Source organism: Micrococcus sp. 140720015-1 (assembly GCF_053627595.1).
In genome coordinates, this window is the sequence record NZ_JBSEYC010000002.1 from 322,268 (window position 1) to 341,358 (window position 19,091).

At 73.1% G+C, this 19,091-nt stretch carries 15 protein-coding genes; 5 read left to right on the plus strand and 10 right to left on the minus strand.

Annotated elements, in window-relative coordinates; translation table 11 throughout:
- The first annotated feature begins 39 nt into the window (after window positions 1-39).
- A complete protein-coding gene (gene hrpA / locus ACUXPL_RS04775; RefSeq protein WP_454182265.1) occupies window positions 40-4,143 on the plus strand; it encodes an ATP-dependent RNA helicase HrpA in 4,104 nt (1,367 codons plus the stop codon).
- Between the two features lie 24 nt (window positions 4,144-4,167).
- On the opposite strand, the gene ACUXPL_RS04780 is transcribed toward hrpA, so the two are convergent.
- Both ACUXPL_RS04780 and ACUXPL_RS04785 read right to left on the minus strand, forming a co-directional pair.
- On the minus strand, window positions 4,168-4,596 hold the full coding sequence (locus ACUXPL_RS04780; protein WP_135019684.1) for an HIT family protein: 429 nt from the start codon (window positions 4,594-4,596) through the stop codon (window positions 4,168-4,170).
- Between the two features lie 44 nt (window positions 4,597-4,640).
- Window positions 4,641-5,768, minus strand: a complete 1,128-nt coding sequence (locus tag ACUXPL_RS04785) for a rhodanese-like domain-containing protein (protein WP_180537232.1) — start codon at window positions 5,766-5,768, stop codon at window positions 4,641-4,643.
- A 111-nt stretch (window positions 5,769-5,879) separates the two neighbouring features.
- Between ACUXPL_RS04785 and ACUXPL_RS04790 the strand changes: the two genes are divergently transcribed.
- The gene (locus ACUXPL_RS04790) at window positions 5,880-6,326 is read left to right on the plus strand and encodes a Fur family transcriptional regulator (RefSeq protein ID WP_036381728.1); all 447 of its coding nucleotides are present in this window, start codon (window positions 5,880-5,882) and stop codon (window positions 6,324-6,326) included.
- 18 nt (window positions 6,327-6,344) lie between these two features.
- Here the strand turns inward: ACUXPL_RS04790 and ACUXPL_RS04795 are convergent, their stop codons facing one another.
- The 6 genes from ACUXPL_RS04795 to guaB1 all read right to left on the minus strand — a co-directional run bounded on the left by ACUXPL_RS04795 (window position 6,345) and on the right by guaB1 (window position 13,183).
- The gene (locus ACUXPL_RS04795) at window positions 6,345-7,163 is read right to left on the minus strand and encodes a metal ABC transporter ATP-binding protein (protein ID WP_180537231.1); all 819 of its coding nucleotides are present in this window, start codon (window positions 7,161-7,163) and stop codon (window positions 6,345-6,347) included.
- A complete protein-coding gene (locus tag ACUXPL_RS04800) occupies window positions 7,160-8,059 on the minus strand; it encodes an iron chelate uptake ABC transporter family permease subunit (protein ID WP_454182269.1) in 900 nt (299 codons plus the stop codon). Before ACUXPL_RS04800 ends, ACUXPL_RS04795 begins: the two co-directional genes overlap by 4 nt.
- A gap of 2 nt (window positions 8,060-8,061) precedes the next feature.
- Window positions 8,062-9,069 carry a metal ABC transporter substrate-binding protein gene (locus tag ACUXPL_RS04805; RefSeq protein ID WP_180537229.1) on the minus strand — a complete coding sequence of 336 codons (1,008 nt, stop codon included), beginning with the start codon at window positions 9,067-9,069 and terminating at the stop codon, window positions 8,062-8,064.
- 76 nt (window positions 9,070-9,145) lie between these two features.
- Window positions 9,146-10,204: a hemolysin family protein gene (locus ACUXPL_RS04810; RefSeq protein WP_454182271.1), complete on the minus strand. Its 1,059-nt coding sequence runs from the start codon at window positions 10,202-10,204 to the stop codon at window positions 9,146-9,148.
- Window positions 10,201-11,517 carry a hemolysin family protein gene (locus tag ACUXPL_RS04815; RefSeq protein ID WP_180537227.1) on the minus strand — a complete coding sequence of 439 codons (1,317 nt, stop codon included), beginning with the start codon at window positions 11,515-11,517 and terminating at the stop codon, window positions 10,201-10,203. The genes ACUXPL_RS04810 and ACUXPL_RS04815 overlap by 4 nt, the downstream gene beginning before the upstream one ends.
- Window positions 11,518-11,701: 184 nt before the next feature.
- Window positions 11,702-13,183, minus strand: a complete 1,482-nt coding sequence (gene guaB1, locus ACUXPL_RS04820) for a GMP reductase (RefSeq protein WP_454182273.1) — start codon at window positions 13,181-13,183, stop codon at window positions 11,702-11,704.
- A gap of 200 nt (window positions 13,184-13,383) precedes the next feature.
- Here guaB1 and ACUXPL_RS04825 point away from each other — a divergent pair, with 200 nt between their 5' ends.
- The 3 genes from ACUXPL_RS04825 to ACUXPL_RS04835 all read left to right on the plus strand — a co-directional run bounded on the left by ACUXPL_RS04825 (window position 13,384) and on the right by ACUXPL_RS04835 (window position 17,895).
- Window positions 13,384-17,094, plus strand: coding sequence for a multifunctional oxoglutarate decarboxylase/oxoglutarate dehydrogenase thiamine pyrophosphate-binding subunit/dihydrolipoyllysine-residue succinyltransferase subunit (locus tag ACUXPL_RS04825; protein WP_180537225.1), 3,711 nt, complete (start codon window positions 13,384-13,386; stop codon window positions 17,092-17,094).
- A gap of 76 nt (window positions 17,095-17,170) precedes the next feature.
- On the plus strand, window positions 17,171-17,776 hold the full coding sequence (locus ACUXPL_RS04830; protein ID WP_180537224.1) for a GDSL-type esterase/lipase family protein: 606 nt from the start codon (window positions 17,171-17,173) through the stop codon (window positions 17,774-17,776).
- A 44-nt stretch (window positions 17,777-17,820) separates the two neighbouring features.
- Window positions 17,821-17,895 carry a 50S ribosomal protein bL37 gene (locus ACUXPL_RS04835; protein ID WP_369997043.1) on the plus strand — a complete coding sequence of 25 codons (75 nt, stop codon included), beginning with the start codon at window positions 17,821-17,823 and terminating at the stop codon, window positions 17,893-17,895.
- Between the two features lie 136 nt (window positions 17,896-18,031).
- Here ACUXPL_RS04835 and rsrA read toward each other — a convergent pair whose 3' ends face one another.
- On the minus strand, window positions 18,032-18,310 hold the full coding sequence (rsrA, locus tag ACUXPL_RS04840; protein ID WP_036381745.1) for a mycothiol system anti-sigma-R factor: 279 nt from the start codon (window positions 18,308-18,310) through the stop codon (window positions 18,032-18,034).
- Complete coding sequence (locus tag ACUXPL_RS04845) at window positions 18,307-19,023, minus strand: sigma-70 family RNA polymerase sigma factor (protein WP_036314006.1); 717 nt, start codon at window positions 19,021-19,023, stop codon at window positions 18,307-18,309. Before ACUXPL_RS04845 ends, rsrA begins: the two co-directional genes overlap by 4 nt.
- Between the last annotated feature and the right edge of the window lie 68 nt (window positions 19,024-19,091).

A 19,091-nucleotide genomic window follows, 5' to 3' on the forward strand; every position in this document is an offset into this window, starting at 1 on the left:
GGCCCGTCCGGACGCCGCGCGCCTAGGATGGAGGCCGTCATGACGCAGACTCCCCCACCCTCCACGCCCGCCGCGCAGCCGTCGGCGACGCCCCACGACGCCGTCGCGATCACGTTCCCCGAACACCTGCCGGTGGCGGAGCGTCGCGAGGAGATCATGGCCGCGATCCGCGACCACCAGGTGGTGATCGTCGCGGGCGAGACCGGCTCGGGCAAGACCACGCAGCTGCCGAAGATGTGCCTGGCCCTCGGGCTCGGGGAGGCGGGCTCGATCGGCCACACCCAGCCCCGGCGCATCGCCGCCCGCTCCGTGGCCGAGCGCATCGCGCAGGAGCTGGGCGAGGAGATCGGGCAGACGGTCGGCTACCAGGTCCGCTTCACGGCGCAGACCTCGAAGGCGACCCGGGTCAAGGTCATGACGGACGGCATCCTGCTGGCCGAGATCCCCCATGACCCGCAGCTGCGCCGCTACTCCGTGATCATCGTGGACGAGGCCCACGAGCGCAGCCTCAACATCGACTTCCTCCTGGGCTACCTGCGCAACCTGCTGCCCCAGCGCCCGGACCTGAAGGTGATCATCACCTCGGCCACCATCGACCCGGAGCGCTTCGCCCGGCACTTCGGCCGGCCGCTGGCCGAGGGCGAGGACCATGCGGACGCGGTGGAGGCCGACGACGGCGGCCGTGTGGTCCCGGCGCCGATCATCGAGGTCTCGGGGCGCACCTACCCCGTCGAGATCCGCTACCGGCCGCTGACCGACGAGCCCTCCCCGGACGACCCCGAGGACGACGCGGACGACGACGCCGAGACCCGCGACCCCCTCGACGCGATCGGCGACGCCGTCCTCGAGCTGGCCGCCGAGCCGCCGGGCGACATCCTCGTGTTCCTGCCGGGCGAGCGGGAGATCCGCGAGGCCGCGGACCACCTGACCGGCGTCGTCGCCGGCACCACGCGCCTGGCCGGCACGGAGATCCTGCCGCTGTTCGGCCGCCTGTCCATGGCGGAGCAGCACCGCGTGTTCGGCCGCGCCGGGGCCGGGGTGCGGCGGCGGATCGTGCTGGCCACGAACGTCGCCGAGACCTCCCTGACCGTGCCGGGCATCAAGTACGTGATCGACACGGGCACCGCGCGCATCTCGCGGTACTCGAACCGCACCAAGGTGCAGCGCCTGCCGATCGAGCGTGTCTCCCAGGCCAGCGCGAACCAGCGCTCGGGCCGGTCCGGCCGCACCTCGGACGGCATCGCGATCCGCCTGTACTCGGAGGAGGACTACCTCTCCCGCCCCGAGTTCACGGACCCGGAGATCCTGCGCACCTCCCTGGCCTCGGTGATCCTGCAGATGCTCTCCCTCGGCGTGGCCCGCACCCCGGGCGACGTCAAGGAGTTCCCCTTCGTCCAGCCGCCGGACGGCCGTCAGGTCACCGACGGCGCCACCACGCTCACCGAGCTCGGCGCGCTCGAGGCCGGCGGCGCCCGCGCGGGCACCATCACCCGGGTCGGACGCCGCCTGGCCCGTCTGCCGGTGGACCCGCGGCTGGGCCGCATGGTCCTCGAGGCCGGTGAGCGCGGCTGCGTCCGGGAGGTCATGGTGATCGCCGCGGCCCTGACCATCCAGGACCCCCGCGAGCGCCCCACGGAGCAGCGTGAGGCCGCGGACGAGCTGCACCGCCGGTTCGCGGACGAGAACTCGGACTTCTCCGCGATCCTGAACCTGTGGGCCTACCTGCGCGAACGGCAGCAGGAGCTCTCCGGCTCCCAGTTCCGGAAGCTGTGCCGCCGTGAGCACATCAACTGGCTGCGCGTGCAGGAGTGGCAGGACCTGGTGCGCCAGCTGCGCCAGCTCGCCAAGGACGTGGGCCTCACCGTCGAGGCCGGGCCCGTGGACCCGGTGGGCCGGCACGAGGCGGTGCACAAGTCCCTGCTCACGGGCCTGCTCTCGCAGATCGGCGCCTACGACGAGCGCCGTCGCGAGTACGCGGGCGCCCGCGGCACCCGTTTCGCCGTGTTCCCCGGCTCCACCCTGTTCAAGAAGCGCCACCCGTTCGTCATGGCCGCCGAGCTCGTGGAGACCTCCCGGCTGTGGGCGCGCACGGTGGCCCGGATCGAGCCGGAGTGGGCCGAGGAGGTCGCCGGCCACCTCGTCAAGCGGGCCTACAACGAGCCGCACTGGTCGCGGCGGGCGGGCTCCGTCGTCGCGCGCGAGAAGGTGACGCTGTTCGGCGTCACCCTGATCCCGGACCGCTCGGTCCGGTACGGCCGCATCGACCCGGAGCTCTCCCGCGAGCTGTTCATCCGACACGCCCTCGTGGAGGGCGACTGGCGCACGCGCCACCGGTTCTTCGCCCGCAACCGGGCCGCGCTCGAGGAGGTCGACGCCCTCGAGACGCGCCTGCGCCGCCGCGACCTGCGGATCGGGGACGAGGACCTGTTCGCCTTCTACGACGCGCGGGTCCCGGGAAACGTCGTCTCCGAGCGGCACTTCGACGCGTGGTGGAAGAAGGCGCGCCAGGAGCAGCCGGACCTGCTGGACCTCGACGTCGCCGCCCTGCTCACCGCCGACGCCGAGGACCTGGACACCGACGCGTTCCCCACCACGTTCGCGTATCCGATGCCCGGCGGCGACGTGGAGCTCGACCTCGAGTACACGTTCGACCCGACCGGCGCGGCCGGCACCGACGGCGTGACCGTGGCCGTGCCGATCCTGCTGCTCAACCAGGTCTCCCCCGGCCCCTTCGCGTGGCTGGTCCCCGGCCTGCGGGTCGAGCTCGTCACTGCCCTCATCAAGGCGTTGCCCAAGGCGGTGCGCAAGAACCTCGTGCCCGCCCCGGACGTGGCCCAGCAGCTCGTGGCGGACCTCGAGGCCCACGCCGACCCGCTGCGGGACGAGCTGCCGGACGCGCTGTCCGCGGCCGTGCGCCGGGTGCGCGGCGTGGTGGTGGAGCCCGGACTGTGGGCCCCGGACGCGGTGCCCCTGCACCTGCGGATGGACTACCGCGTCGTGGACGCCCGCGGCGCCGTGATGGGCGCCGGCCAGGACCTGCCCGCGCTGCAGGCCCGGCTCGCGCAGGCCAACCGCTCCGCGATCGCCGCCCGACTCGCCGGCACCGACGACCCCGCCTCGGCCCGGCCGGGGCCGCGCGGCAAGGGCCGCGGCGGCCGGGCCCAGGCCGACGCGCGGGCCGGGGCCGAGGGACGCCGTCGCCCGGAGGGCCCCGGGCGGTCCGGCGCGGCGCCGGCCTTCGAGGAGCGGCACGGGCTGACCTCGTGGAGCATCGGCACGGTGCCGAAGACCGTCTCCACCGCGGCCGGGGCGCGCGGCCCCGCCATCACGGGCTACCCGAGCCTGGTGCCCGAGACCACCACCGACGGCGGCCCCGCGGCCGGCCTGACCGTGGCCCGGTCCGCGGAGGACCAGGCGGCCTGGCACCGGGCCGGGGTGATCCGGCTGCTGCTGGCCACCCTGCCCAGCCCCCAGCGCTACGTGCTGGACCACCTGGACAATAGGGAGAAGCTCACCTTCACCCAGAACCCGCACGGCTCGGTGGACTCCCTCGTCGCGGACTGCACGCAGGCCGCCGTGGACCGTCTCGTCGGGGACGAGCTGCCGTTCGACGAAGCCGCGTTCCGCGCCCTGTTCGACCGGGTGCGGGCCGACCTGATCGACACGGTCTTCGCCGTCACGTCCCTGGTGGAGCAGGTGCTCTCCCGGGCCGCGCAGGTGCGACGCCGGCTCAAGGGCTCGGTCTCGCTCGCCCTCGCGCCGGCGCTGTCGGACGTGAAGGCACACCTCGAGCAGCTCGTGTTCCCCGGCTTCGTGGCGGCCACGGGCTGGGAGCGGCTGCAGCACCTGCCGCGCTACCTGCAGGGCATGCTGACGCGCCTGGACCGGCTGGACGCCGGCGGCCACCTGCAGCGCGACGGGCAGCACATGGCGGTGGTGCACGGGCTCGAGGACGAGTTCGACGCCGCCGTCGCGGCCCACCGCGCCCGGTTCGCGGGCACGCCCGTGCCCGCGGAGCTGGAGCGGGTGCGCTGGCTCCTCGAGGAGCTGCGCGTCTCGTTCTTCGCCCAGGAGCTGGGCACGGCGGTCTCGGTCTCCGAGAAGCGGGTGCGTCAGGCGCTCGCCCGGGCCACGCGCGCCTGAGCCGGGCCCGGGCGGCGCGGGCCGTCAGTCCTGCGGGACGACCTCGCCGTGGCCCAGGTCCCGCAGGGCCGCGCGGAGGCGGGCCGCGGCGTCGTCCAGGTCCGCCGGATCGGGGGCGTTGTCCACGCGGGCCAGGTCGAAGTCGGCGAGCGAGGTGGAGGGCCACACGTGCACGTGCAGGTGCGGGATCTCATAGCCGGCGATCATGAGCCCGGCCCGGCGGGCGGAGAACGCCGCCACCTGCGCCTTGCCGATCTGCTGGGCGACGGTCGTCAGGTGCGTGACCAGCGCCGGGTCGACCTCCACCCATTCGTCCACCTCCGCACGGGGCACCACGAGCGTGTGCCCCGGCTGGAGCGGCGCGGCGGACAGGAACGCGACGCACGTCTGGTCCTGCCACACGAAGCGGGCGGGCAGCTCGCCGGCGATGATCCTGCTGAAGACGGTGGCCATCGGGGGTCCTCCTGGGGGTCGGCGGGGCGGGGCCCCGGGGCTCGTCAGTCCCGGCCGGACGCACCGTCGGGCTCGGGGCCGACCGCGACGGCGTTGGACGGGTCCTGGACCCATGCTGACCACGAACCCGGGTAGAGCGCCACTCCGGGTCGCCCCGCGACGGCCAGGGTGAGCACGGCGTGCGCCGCGGTGATGCCCGAGCCGCAGTACACGGCCACGGGAGTGGCGTCGTCCACGCCGACGGCGTCGAACCGCTCCGCCAGCTCCGCGGCGGGCCTCAGGCGGCCGTCCTCGGCGATGCTCTCCGCCGTGGGCACGTTCCGCGCCCCGGGGATGTGCCCGGCCACGGGGTCGAAGGGCTCGACCTCCCCCCGGTAGCGCTCGGCCGCCCGCGCGTCGAGGAGCAGACCGCCGGAGGCCATCGCCTCGGCGCCGGCCGTGTCCACGACGGGCATGCGGCCCCAGGAGGGCCGGGCGGTGCCGGGCACCGGGATGACCTCGCCGGGCTGCAGGGGCAGGCCCGCGGCGCGCCACGCCTCGAGGCCGCCGTCCAGGAGCATGGAGTCCCGCAGCCCCGCGTGGCGCAGCAGCCACCAGGCGCGCGCGGCGGACAGGCCGTGGTCGTCGTCGTAGACCACGACGGTGTCGCCCTCGTCGATCCCCCACATCCGCACGGTCTCCGCGAACTGGCGCGCGTCCGGCAGGGGGTGACGCCCCGCCGCCGGACCGGCGTGGCCGGCGAGCTGGCTGGGCAGGGAGACGTAGACGGCGCCCGGCAGATGGCCCTGGAGATAGGCGGCGTGGTCGGGCCCGCCCCCCGTGGCCCGGAACCGGACGTCGAGCAGGATCACCCGGTTCGGGCGGCATCGGCCCGGCTGGGCGTAGGCCGGGCCCTCGGGCACCGGCGGCAGGTCCTCGACGGGGGCCAGGCCGAGCCAGCCGGCCAGCACGTCCACCGTCACCAGGGTGGGCGGCTCGGCGGCCTCGGGATCGACGCCGTCGGTGTCCGCGTCCGGGTCGCCGCCGGCGTCATGGGACGAGGACGGGGCCGCCGTGGGCGCCGGGACGACGCGGCCCTGCCCCTCGTCGACGACGATCAGCGGGTCGGGTCGATCGGGGGCGGCGCCGTCGCGGTCCGGGACAGGGGATGGGTCCGGGGTCTCGCTGTGCACCCGGACACCCTACTCCACGCCCCCTTCGGCGTCGCTGATAACCTGGAGGATGGCCCGCGCGGACCTGTTCCGGACCGCGCGGAGGAGGCGGCAGCCGCCGCAGAAGGAGTCGTGAGCACCGTGAGCGCCCCCGAGCCCAGCCCCCGTGCCGCCCGTCCCCGGGCGACCCGGCAGAAGGCCGCCGTCGACCGAGCCCTGGACCGCATCCCGGACTTCGTGAGCGCGCAGGAGCTCCATGCCCGCCTCCAGGACCAGGGCGAACGCGTCTCGCTGGCCACCGTGTACCGGACCCTGCAGCAGCAGCTCGACGACGGGCTCGTGGACATGCTCCGCCGCGACGACGGCGAGTCCGTGTACCGCCGGTGCGAGGACGAGGGCCACCACCACCACCTGGTGTGCCGGATCTGCTGGACCACCGTCGAGGTCACCGCCCCCCACGTCGAGGCGTGGGCCACCGCCGTCGCCGCGGAGCACGGCTTCACGGACGCGGACCACACGGTGGAGATCACCGGTGTGTGCGCCCGCTGCCGGGCCGAGGGGCGCACCCGCGCGGCCTGACCCCGGGCCGGGCCCCGGTCAATGGCGGATGCCGCCCGCGGGGTCGTCCAGGAAGTCCGCCGCGTCCTCGACCGCCGTGGAGGGCCCGTGCAGGGCGCCCCGGCCGTAGGCGATGTCCAGGTTCTCGACCGTGAGCACGTCCCGCGGCGGGCCGGAGGCCACGACACGCCCGCCCATCAGGACCACGTGGTCCGCCTCCGCGGCCTCGTCGAGATCGTGGGTCGTGTAGACCACGGACACCCCGCGCGTCGGCTCCTCGTGGAGGAGGTCGTCGATCGTGCGGGCGGAGACGATGTCGAGGCCCGTCATCGGCTCGTCGAGCAGCAGCACGTCGTGGTCCTGGGCGAGGCCCTGGGCCACGTAGGCGCGCTGGCGCTGGCCGCCGGAGAGCTGGTCGAGGTGCCGCCGCGCCAGGTCCGCGACCTGCATGCGCTCCATGGCGGCCCCCACGACGTCCCGGTCCTTCCTCCGGAACCGGCGGAACCACCCCCGCGTGGGGTACCGGCCCATCCCGACGACGTCACGCACCGTCACCGGCACGCCCTGGGGCACGCCGATGGACTGCATCACGAAGGAGGTGCGCTGCGAGCGCCGCCGCGGGTCCTCACCGAGCACCTCCAGCGCACCAGAGGCCGGGTCGCTCAGGCCCGCCAGGGCGGTCAGCAGCGTGGACTTGCCGGAGCCGTTGGGCCCGATCACCGCGATCAGCCGCCGGGCCGGCAGGGTGAAGTCGGAGGGCCGGACGGCCACGTGCGAGCCGTGGCGCAGTTCGAGCGCCCGGGCGACCGCGAGGGGAGGCGGGGCCGCCGCGGCGCCCGCGGGGAAGGACGCGTTCATCGGGCGACCTCCGCTCCGGGCAGGGCCACGACCGGCGCCTCCTGCTCACGCTGCGCGCGCGAGCGCACGTGTCGGCCCAGGAGCGCCAGCACGGCGGCGCGGACGGCGAGCACGACGAAGAACAGCAGGATCGGCATGAGCGCCATGGTGGCCGAACCCGCCGTGCCCAGCCGGTAGCTGAGGGTGAGCCCGGTGACGACGCACGCCGCGCCGATCACGACGGAGACGAGCATCATCTGGGGGACGCTGCGCGTCAGCAGCGCCGCCGTCGCGGGCGGCCCCACGAGGAGGCCGAACACGAGCACGGTGCCCACCGCCTGGAACGAACCGATCACGGCCGCGCCGATCATCACCAGCAGCAGCGTGTGCGTCAGCCCCGGTCGCATGCCCAGCGAGCGCGCCTTGACCTCGGAGAAGCTCAGCGCCAGCAGGGGCCGGTAGAGCAGCAGGGCCAGGGCGATCACCACGATGGCGATGACCGCCTGGGTCACGATGCCGTCCACGCTGACCCCCAGCACATCGCCGAACAGGATCGACGTGAGCGATCCCGTGTAGGAGTCCGACTTGGAGATGATCACCACGCCCAGGGCCATCATCCCCACGAAGAGCAGGCCGATGGCGGTGTCCTCCTTGAGGGTGGTGGCCCGGTGCACCAGCGAGATGCCCGCCATCATGACGACGGCGGCCACCGCCGCACCGAGGTGGGGGCTGCCGCCGGTGACGACCGCCAGGGCGATGCCCGGCAGGACACCGTGCACGAACGCGTCCCCGAAGAAGCTCATCCCGCGCAGCACCAGCCACGTGCCCACGACCGAGCACATCACCACCGCGATGAGTCCGCCGACGAGGGCGCGCTGCTGGAATCCCATCTGGAAGGGCTCGAGCAGCCAGTCCATCCTCAGCCCTCCAGCGCGTCGGCGAGGGTGCGGGCGTTGACGAGCATGGCCTCAGCGTAGTCCGCCTCCGGGGTGTCCTTCGGGCCGACGCCGCCCTCGTAGACCTCGATGACCGGCAGGTCGCCGGCCTCTTCGGCCACGGTGTCCACCAGGCTGTTGCGCGCGCCCACGGACGTGATCACGGCGTCCGCGCCGCCGTCGCGGATGGACCGGGCGAGCTCGGCGATCTCCTGCGAGGAGGGCTCGCCGTCGGTGGAGCCGCCCGGGACGACGACGCCGGACACCGTGAAGTCGTACGCCTCGCTGAAGTAGCCGTAGGCGTCGTGGTCCGTGACCAGCGTGCGGCGGTCCTCCGGGACCCCGGCGAGGATCTCCCGGACCTGCGCGTCCGTCTGCTCGAGCTCCCCGCGGACGGTCGCGCCGCACTCGGCGAACTGCTCGTCGCCCCGCTCCTGGGCGAGCGTGTCGCCCATCAGCTCGGCGGCCCTCGCCATGCGGGCGACGTCCATCCAGACGTGCGGATCCTCGGACCCGTGGTCATGGCCCTCGTGGCCCGCCCCCTCCTCGGCGTGGTCATGGCCGCCGAAAGGCAGCGGATCCAGCTGGGGCGCCACCTCGACGACGGTCGCGCCGTCCGCCTCGGCGTTGGCGAGGGCGGACTCCATGCCGCCCTCGAGGCCGAGGCCGTTGGAGAACACGAGGCCGGAGGAGACCATGTCCTTCACCTGCGCGGACGAGGCGGAGAAGTCGTGCGGGTCGTCGCCGGGGCCCATCACCGTGGCGCTGCGGGCGTCGGCGCACGCCACCACGCGGTCGAGCACGGAGCCGAGCTGCGTCGTCGTGGCGACGGCCACGGGCTCGCCCGCGGCCGAGCCGGACCCGGCGTCCGCAGAGGCACCCGCGGCCTGCGCACCCGAGGAGTCGCCGCTGGTCCCGCCGCACGCGGCGAGGCTCAGGGTGAGCGCGGCGAGGGCCCCGGTCAGGGCGGGCAGACGACGGCGGCGGAGCATGGGGCGACCTCGTTCGTGTCGGGGACGGTGCATGAAATCGGTTCTCAACAGTAGCACCACGCCGACCGCGCGACGCTCACGCGGGCCGGAACCGACGTGGCGACTGCGTCACGTCGTTGATCTCCCCGACGAGCTCCTCGAGCACGTCCTCGAGGAAGAGGATGCCCGCAGTCTCGCCCTCGGGCGTGATGACCCGGGCGAGGTGGGAGCCCGTGCGCTGCATGAGCGCCAGGGCGTCCTCGACCTCGTCCTCGAGCCGCACGTTGGCCAGCGAGCGCACGCGCGTGAGCGGGATCGGCTCGTCGTGCCCCGACGGCCCCACGGTGAGGACGTCCTTCAGGTGCAGGTAGCCGGTGTAGCCGCCGTCGGGGTCCTCGACCACGAACCGGGAGAAGCCCACGCGGCCCACGGCCCACTCGAAGTCGTGCGGCGTGATCCCCTCGGGGACGGTGACGACCCGCTCGAGCGGCACCATCACGTCCCCGGCGCGGTGGTCCGAGAACTCGAGGGCCGAGTGCAGCACGCCGGACTCGTCCTCCAGGGTGCCCGAGCGGGTGGACTCGGCCACGATCGACTGCACCTCCTCGAGCGTGTAGGAGGAGGCCACCTCGTCCTTCGGCTCGATGCGCAGGGCATGCAGCACGAGGTTGGCCGTCCAGTTCAGCGCGGCCACGACCGGATGCAGCAGCTTCGAGAGCCACACGAGCGGCTGGGCCAGCAGCATCACGGCGCGGTCCGCGAACGAGACGGCGGCGTTCTTGGGCACCATCTCGCCCAGGGTCACGTGCAGGAAGGTGACCACCAGCAGCGCGAGCACGAACGCGGTGACGTCCGCCGCCGCCACCGGCACCCCGAGGGCGCCCATCGGGACGACGAGCAGATGGTGCAGCGCCGGCTCGGACACGTTGAGGATGAGCAGGGAGCACACCGTGATGCCGAGCTGGCAGACGGCCAGCATCTGGGAGACGTGCTCCATCGCGTAGAGCGCCACCTGGGCCTGGCGGGAGCCGGCCTCGGCCCTCGGCTCGATCTGCGCCCGACGGGCGCCCATGACGGCGAACTCGCCCGCCACGAAGAAGGCGTTGGCGGCCAACAGGACCACCAGCCACAGCAGTCCGACGACGTCCCCGTTCATGCGCGCGTCTCCTCGTCCTCAGCGGCCGGGTCGAAGCGCACGCGCTCGATGCGGCGGCCGTCCATCCGCTCGACCGTCAGGGTGCCGCCGTCCACGTCCACCACGTCCCCGACCTCCGCCAGGCGCCCCAGGCGGGCCAGGATGTACCCGCCGACGGTCTCGTAGGCCCCGTCCTCCGGCACCACGAGGGCCGGGATCTGGGTCCGCACCTCGTCGGGCCGCAGCTCCGCCGGGAAGTACCAGCGGCCGGAGGCCGTCTGGAGGACCCCCGGGGTGACGCGGTCGTGCTCGTCCGCGACCTCGCCGACGATCTCCTCCACCACGTCCTCGAGCGTGACCACCCCGGCGGTGCCCCCGTACTCGTCCACGACGACGGCCATCTGCAGGTTCGCGTCGCGCAGCTCGGCCAGCAGCTGGTCCAGGTGCACGGTCTCCGGCACGCGGATGACCTCCGTCATCAGCGCACCGGCCTCGAGGTCGGCGCGGCGCTCCCGCGGCACGGCCACGACCTTCTTCACGTGCACCACGCCACGGATGTCGTCCGAGGAGTCGCCGATCACGGGGAACCGGGAGTATCCGGTGCTGCGGGCCAGGTCCAGGACCTCGGGCAGCGCCTGGTCCTCCCCCACCGTCTCCACGCGGATGCGCGGGGTCATCACGTCCGCGGCGGTGCGGTCCGCGAAGCGCAGCGTCCGGTCCAGGAACGTGGCGGTCTGCGCGTCGAGCGTGCCCAGCTGCGCCGAGCGGCGGACCAGCGAGGAGAGCTCCTCGGGGCTGCGAGCGCCGGAGATCTCCTCCTTGGCCTCGATGCCCACGCGGGCCAGCACGCCGTTGGAGAACCCGTTCAGGACCAGGATCGCCGGCTTGAACACGGTGCTGAACACGAGCTGGGGACGGGCGAGCGCGCGGCCGATCGCCATGGGCTCGGCGATGGACATGTTCTTGGGGATCAGCTCGCCGAGGAGCATCGAGAGCAGGGTCGCCACGACCATCGCGACGACGAGCGAGACGGTGCCCACCACGCCGGCCGGCAGCCCCACCTGGAGCAGCAGCGGGTCGATGAGCCGGCTGATCGCCGGGTCCATCACGTAGCCGGTGAGCAGTGTGGTCAGGGTGATGCCCAGCTGGCACGCGGAGAGCTGGGTCGAGAGCGACTTGAGGCAGCGCAGCAGGGGCTCGGCGCCGCGGTCACCCGCGTCCACCATGCGCTGCACGGTCGGCACGTCGATCGCGATCATGGCGAACTCGACGGCCACGAAGAACCCGGTGCCCGCGATCAGGACCAGGCCGAGGATCAGCAGGAGCCACTCCACCCGACCTCACCCCCTCGACGGCGGGCCGGGCGGCGGTGCGGGGCACCGGGACTGGAAGGCTCCGATCCGGCCGCGTCCGCGTGGGCGGACGGGCGGTCTGGCACACAGGTGTCAGGGTGATCCATAGTCCGTCCAGTATAGGGGTGTCAGGCCCCGGCGGAACGGGCCGGGGAATGCGGCCGCCTCACCACGACGAGGCGACCGGCCGGCCCTCCTCGTAGCCCGCCGCGGACTGCAGGCCGACGACGGCGCGCTCGCGGAACTCCGCCAGGTCGTGGGCGCCGGCGTAGGTCAGCGACGAGCGCACACCGGACGTGATGGTGTCCAGCAGGTCCTCCACCGACGGGCGGCGCGGGTCGACGTACATGCGCGAGGACGAGATGCCCTCCTCGAACATCGCCTTGCGGGCCTTGGTGAAGGCGTCCTCGTGGCGGGTCCGGTGCTGGACCGCGCGGGCCGAGGCCATGCCGAAGCTCTCCTTGTACCGCCGACCGTCCGGGCCGTGCACGAGATCGCCCGGAGACTCGAGCGTCCCCGCGAACCACGAGCCGATCATCACCGAGCTGGCTCCGGCGGCCAGCGCGAGCGCCACGTCCCGCGGGTGCTTCACCCCGCCGTCCGCCCACACGCGTGCCCCGAGCTCGCGGGCCGCGGCGGCGCACTCCAGGACCGCCGAGAACTGCGGCCGGCCCACCGCGGTCTGCATGCGCGTGGTGCACATCGCGCCCGGGCCAACGCCCACCTTCACGATGTCCGCGCCGGCCGCGACCAGGTCCCGGACGCCGTCGCCGGAGACGACGTTGCCGGCCACCACGGGCACGCCGGGGTCGAGGGCCCGCACCGCGGCGAGCGCGTCCAGCATGGTCCGCTGATGACCGTGCGCCGTGTCCACGACGAGCACGTCGACGCCGGCCTCGACCAGGGCGGCGGCCTTCTCCCCCACCGCCCCGTTGATGCCGACGGCGGCGCCGACGCGGAGCCGTCCGTCGTCGTCGAGACCGGGCGTGAACAGGGACGAGCGCAGCAGGCCCGCCGCGGTGACGACCCCGCGCAGCACGGGAGCCGTGGCGCCCTCCGCCGCGTCCACGACGGGGGCCATCTCCTGACGTGCGGCATGCAGGCGCTCGAAGGCCCTCCGCAGCCTGTCCCCGTCCGGGGCCCCGTCCGTGCCGCCGAGCTCGGCGAGCGTGAGGGTCACCGCCGGAGGGTGCATGACGGAGGCGGCCGAGGCGAAGCGGTCCACGTCCTCGCAGTCCTGGGGACGGACCACGCCGAGCAGCCCGCCGCCCGCGTCCACCACGCAGACAGCCCCGTGGTTGCGGCGGTCCATGAGGTGGAGCAGGTCCAGCACCGTGTCCTGCGGCCCGACGGTCAGGGCGGTGTCCGCCACGGGGTGGGCCCCCTTCACCCGGCGCACGACGTCCCGGATCACATCCGCAGGGATGTCCTGCGGCAGGATCCCGAGACCGCCGCGCCGGGCCATGGTCTCGACCATCCGACGCCCGGTCACGGCGGTCATGTTGGCGGAGACCAGGGGGATGGTGGCGCCCGTGCCGTCATCCGGGGCGATGTCCACGTCCATGCGGCTGGCGACGTCCGAGTGCGAGGGCACGAGGAAGACGTCGTTGTACGTCAGGTCGACGGCCGGGTCGGTGAGGAAGCGCATGGCGTCAGTCTCCCAGATGAGGCGGACCCGAGAGGCCCCCCGCGCGTCCGCCCGGAGCGGAGTCGAGCCGAGGCCGCGCCATTCCGACCGGCGGCGTCGAAGAACTATGATGGCTCGAGGCGTTCCCGGCCCCACGCGCGCCGCGCGGGTGGCCCGGCGCAGCACATCGCATCCCAAGGCTCAGGAAGAGGCGTTACACAGTGCCAGAACTCACGTCGGACCGGCTCGCACAGGAGTTCCCGGGGAACGAACGGCTCGTGGCCGAGATCTACCGGAAGTACCGCGAGGACTCCGGTTCCGTGGACCGGCAGTGGGCACAGATCTTCGCCCGTCTCGAGGCCAGCGCCCCCGCCACCGCCAAGGCCGAGCCGAAGGCCGCCACCACGGCCGAGCCGAAGGCCTCCGCCAAGGTGACCGAGCCGAAGGCGGCGACCGCCCCGGCCCGGGGTGCACAGCCCAAGGAGACCTCGGTCAGCACCGGCCCCAAGGCCAAGAAGACCCCGGCGGCCCAGGCCGTGCCCTCCGAGCCCGCCGACACCGCCACCACCACCGCGGACGAGAAGCAGGAGAAGGCCACCGTCCTCAAGGGCATGGCCAAGGCCGTGGCCACGAACATGGACGCCTCCCTGTCCATGCCCACCGCCACCACCGTGCGCGACCTGCCGGCCAAGGTGCTGATCGACAACCGCGTGGTCATCAACAGCCACCTGGCCCGCACCCGCGGCGGCAAGGTCTCCTTCACCCACCTCATCGGCTACGCCGTGGTCCGTGCGCTCGCGGCCATGCCCTCGATGAACGTGACCTACGAGGAGCGCGACGGCAAGCCCACCATGGTGGAGCCGGCCCACGTGAACTTCGGCCTGGCCATCGACCTGCCCCGCCCGGACGGCACCCGCGCGCTCGTGGTCCCGAATGTGAAGGCCGCCGAGACCCTCGACTTCCGCGGCTTCTGGAAGGCGTACGACGACCTCGTCCAGCGCGCCCGCAAGAACAAGCTGACGATGGACGACTACGCCGGCACCACGGTCTCCCTGACCAACCCGGGCGGCATCGGCACCGTGCACTCGGTGCCCCGCCTGTCCCAGGGCCAGGCCGCCATCATCGGCGTCGGCGCGCTGACCTATCCGGCCGCCTTCCAGGGCGCCGCCGAGTCCACGCTGCACGACCTGGCGATCTCCAAGACGATCACCCTCACCTCCACGTACGACCACCGCGTGATCCAGGGTGCCGGCTCGGGCGAGTTCCTGAAGATCGTGCACGGCCTCCTGCTGGGCGAGGACGGCTTCTACGACGAGGTCTTCCACTCCCTGCGCATCCCCTACGAGCCCGTCCGCTGGGCCCAGGACGTGCAGGTGAACCCGGAGGAGCAGGTCGGCAAGGTCGCCCGCATCCAGCAGCTCATCCACGCCTACCGGGACCGCGGCCACCTGCTGGCCAACGTGGACCCGCTCGAGTACTCGATGGCCTACCACCCGGACCTCGACATCCGCGAGCACGGGCTCACCCTGTGGGACCTGGACCGCGAGTGGCCCACCGGCGGCTTCGGCGGGGCGAGCAGCCTGACCCTGCGCAAGATCCTCGGCGTGCTGCGTGACGCGTACTGCCGCACCATCGGCGTCGAGTACATGCACATCCAGGACCCGGCCGAGCGCGCCTGGTTCCAGGAGAAGCTCGAGCAGCCGTACGCCAAGCCCACCCGCGAGGAGCAGCTGCGCATCCTGGGCCGCCTCAACGCCGCGGAGGCGTTCGAGACGTTCCTGCAGACCAAGTACATCGGCCAGAAGCGCTTCTCCCTCGAGGGCGGCGAGTCCCTCATCCCGCTGCTGGACGGCATCCTCGGCGACGCCGCCGACGCCGGGCTGGACGAGGTCGCCATCGGCATGGCGCACCGCGGTCGCCTGAACGTGCTGACGAACATCGCCGGCAAGACCTACAGCCAGGTCTTCCGCGAGTTCGAGGGGGCCACCCCGGGCGGCGCCTCGGGCTCGGGCGACGTGAAGTACCACATGGGCACCGAGGGCACCTTCGTGTCCGACGCCGGCAACAGCACCCGCGTGTACCTCGCCGCCAACCCCTCGCACCTGGAGGCCGTGGACCCGGTCCTCGAGGGCGTCGTGCGCGCCAAGCAGGACCGCCTCGATCTGGGCGGCCAGCGCCCGGACTCCTTCTCCGTGCTGCCGATCCTGGTGCACGGCGACGCGGCCTTCGCCGGCCAGGGCGTCGTGACCGAGGTGCTGCAGCTCTCGCAGCTGCCCGGCTACCGCACCGGCGGCACGATCCACGTGATCGTGAACAACCAGGTGGGCTTCACCACGCCGCCGACCCAGGCGCGCTCCGCGGTGTACTCCACCGACGTGGCCAAGACCATCCAGGCCCCGATCTTCCACGTCAACGGCGACGAGCCGGAGTCCGTGGTGCACGTGGCCCAGCTCGCCTTCGAGTACCGCCAGCGGTTCAACAAGGACGTCGTCATCGACCTCGTCTGCTACCGCCGCCGCGGCCACAACGAGGGCGACGACCCGTCGATGACGCAGCCGCGCATGTACAACCTCATCGAGCAGAAGCGCTCCACCCGCAAGCTGTACGTCGAGTCCCTCGTGGGCCGCGGCGACATCACGCAGGAGGAGGCGGACAGCGCCCTGAAGGACTACCAGCAGCAGCTGGAGCGGGTCTTCGCGGAGACCCACGAGGACGCGCCCGCGTCCGGCGGGGAGGGCATCCGCCCGGCCGAGGACCGGGACGCCGCCCCGGAGGCGCCGGCGTCCACGGCCATCTCGGCCGAGACGCTGCGGGCCATCGGGCAGGCGCACATCGACGTGCCCGAGGGCTTCACGGTCCACCCGAAGCTCGCCGCCCTGCTCGAGCGCCGCGCCAAGATGGCCGTCGACGGCGGCATCGACTGGGGCTTCGCCGAGCTGGCGGCCTTCGGCTCGCTGCTCATGGAGGGCGTGCCGGTCCGCCTGGCGGGTCAGGACTCCCAGCGCGGCACCTTCACGCAACGCCACTCGGTGTTCCACGACCGGATCACCGACGAGACGTGGGCGCCGCTGAAGCACCTCTCCGAGGACCAGGCGAAGTTCTGGGTCTACAACTCGCTGCTGTCCGAGTACGCCGCCCTCGGCTTCGAGTACGGCTATTCCGTGGAGCGCTCCGACGCCCTCGTGCTGTGGGAGGCCCAGTTCGGCGACTTCGTGAACGGCGCGCAGACGATCATCGACGAGTTCATCTCCTCGGCCGATCAGAAGTGGTCGCAGACCTCGTCCGTGGTCCTGCTCCTCCCCCACGGCTACGAGGGACAGGGGCCGGACCACTCCTCCGCCCGCATCGAGCGCTTCCTGCAGATGTGCGCCGAGGACAACATGCGCGTGGTCAACCCCTCCACGGGCGCGAACCACTTCCACCTGCTGCGCGAGCACGCCTACGCCCGCCCGCGCCGGCCCCTCGTCGTGTTCACCCCGAAGCAGCTGCTGCGCCTCAAGGCCGCCGCGAACTCGGTGGAGGACTTCACCGAGGGCCGCTTCCAGCCGGTCATCCCGGATGCCGGGGTGGACGCCAAGGACGTCACGCGCGTGGTGCTGGTCTCCGGCCGGCTGTACTACGACCTGCTCGCCCGCCGCGAGAAGTCCGGTGACACGTCCACCGCGATCGTGCGGGTGGAGCAGCTCTACCCGCTGCCGCTCGACGAGATCCGCAGGGCGCTCCGCGCCTACCCGGACGCCGACGTCACCTGGGTGCAGGACGAGCCCGCGAACCAGGGCCCGTGGCCGTTCATGGCACTGAACCTCGTGCCGCAGCTCGACGGCCCCGTGACCCTCGTGTCCCGCCCGGCCTCGGCCGCGACCTCCGCGGGCACCAAGGGCCGCCACGACCAGGAGCTCAGCACGCTGCTGGACGCCGCCTTCGGCCGCTGACCCGGACCGACCCTGCGCCGCCGCCGCACCCTCCGGTGCGGCGGCGGCGCCGGATCGGCCGACGAAAGGACACACTGTGCACAACCGCCGGATCCGGATCGCCGCCGTCGGCGACCAGCTGCTGGCCGGTGCGGGCGACGCCCGCGCCATCGGCTGGTGGGGCCGCGTGCTCGCCCGCACCCAGGCCCCCGACGTGGAGCTGGAGAACTACGTGCTGGCCGTGCCGCACGAGACCACCGAGGACCTCAACGAGCGCTGGTGGGGCGAGGCCTCGCGGCGCTTCTCCGAGGAGACGGAGAACCGCCTCGTCGTGGCCCTGTCCGACGCGGACCTGGACCTGGAGGCCACCTCGACCGCCCGCTCGCGGCTGAACCTGGCCAACGTCCTGGACACCGCCTCGCAGCGGAACATCCCGGTGCTCGTGGTGGGCCCCACGCCCACCCTGGACGAGCAGCGCAATGCCCGGCTCGCCGAGCTCAACACCGCCTACCTGGATGTGGCCGACCGGCGCAACCACGTGTACGTGGACACGTTCACCCCGCTGGTGGGACACGAGCAGTGGCGCGCGGACCTCGCCTCCGGCCAGGGCCGGCCGGGCCAGGCGGGCCACGGGCTCATCGCGTGGCTCGTGCTGCACCGGGGCTGGTACCAGTGGCTCGGTCTGCCTGAGCCCACGGCCTGATGTGACAGAATGGACCACCGACCGACTCGTTGAAGGGAGACGTCATGAGCAAGCGTGCACGCAAGCGTCGCGACCGCCGCAAGGGCGGCGCCAACCACGGCAAGCGTCCCAACGCCTGATCCGCTGATCGGCGTCGCGGACCGGCCGGGTGACACCCGGCGACCGCAGACCACGAAGGGCCGTCCCCTCAGGGGACGGCCCTTCGTCATCGTCGGGGCGCCCGATCGGGCGCCCACGGGTCCGCATGTCGCGGTGTCAGCCCCAGGTGACGGTCGTCGTCGAGATCTGGGTGATGCGGGTCATGATGGTGGCCCGCAGCTGCGCGGGCGCCTTCTCCTGACAGCACCGACGCACCGCCGAGCGGATGAGCTCCTCGAGCTCCTTCTGGTGCCGGCAGTCCGGACACTCCGCCACATGGGCGCGCACCTGCTCGATGTCCTCGGGCGTCAGGGCGCCGTCCAGGTACTGGTACAGCCGCTCCAGGGAGGCGTCCTGGGCGTCGCGGCACTCATGGCCGTGCTGGTCCGCGGTCATCGCGTGGCCTCCTTCGTGCTCGTCTCGGTCTGCTTCGTGCCGCCGCGCCCGGTCTTCTTCTTCGGCTGGGCCTTGATGCCGCGCGCGGCCGCGTAGTCCGCGAGGCGCTCGCGCAGCTGCTTGCGGCCGCGGTGCAGCCGCGACATGACGGTGCCGATCGGCACGTCGAGGATCTCGGCGATCTCCTTGTAGGCGAAGCCCTCCACGTCCGCGAAGTACACGGCGAGCCGGAACTCCTCCGGGATCGCCTGCAGGGCGTCCTTCACCTGGGAGTCGGGGAGCCGGTCGAGGGCCTCCGTCTCGGCGGAGCGCAGGCCACCGGAGGTGTGCTCGGCGGCCCGGGCCATCTGCCAGTCCTCCACCTCCGGGTTGTCCGCCTCGAGGGGCTGGCGCTGCCGCTTGCGGTAGAGGTTGATGTACGTGTTCGTGAGGATCCGGTAGAGCCAGGCCTTGAGGTTGGTGCCGGGCCGGTACTGGTGGAACGAGGAGTACGCCTTCGTGTACGCCTCCTGGACCAGGTCCTCGGCGTCCTGCGGGTTGCGCGTCATGCGCAGCGCAGCGGAGTACAACTGGTCCACGAACTCCAGGGCGTCACGCTCGAACCGGGCACGGCGCTGCTGTTCGGACTCGGCGGCGACGTCGATGTCGGCGCGGTCATGCTCGGGGGCGTCCTCGGGCCGGGCGAATTCCGGCCGGCTGTTGTCAGTGCTCATCGCGGGCCAGTCTACGGTCCGGGAGGGATGCGTCAGCAGGGCGGCGCTCATGCGGGGCTCCTCTCCGG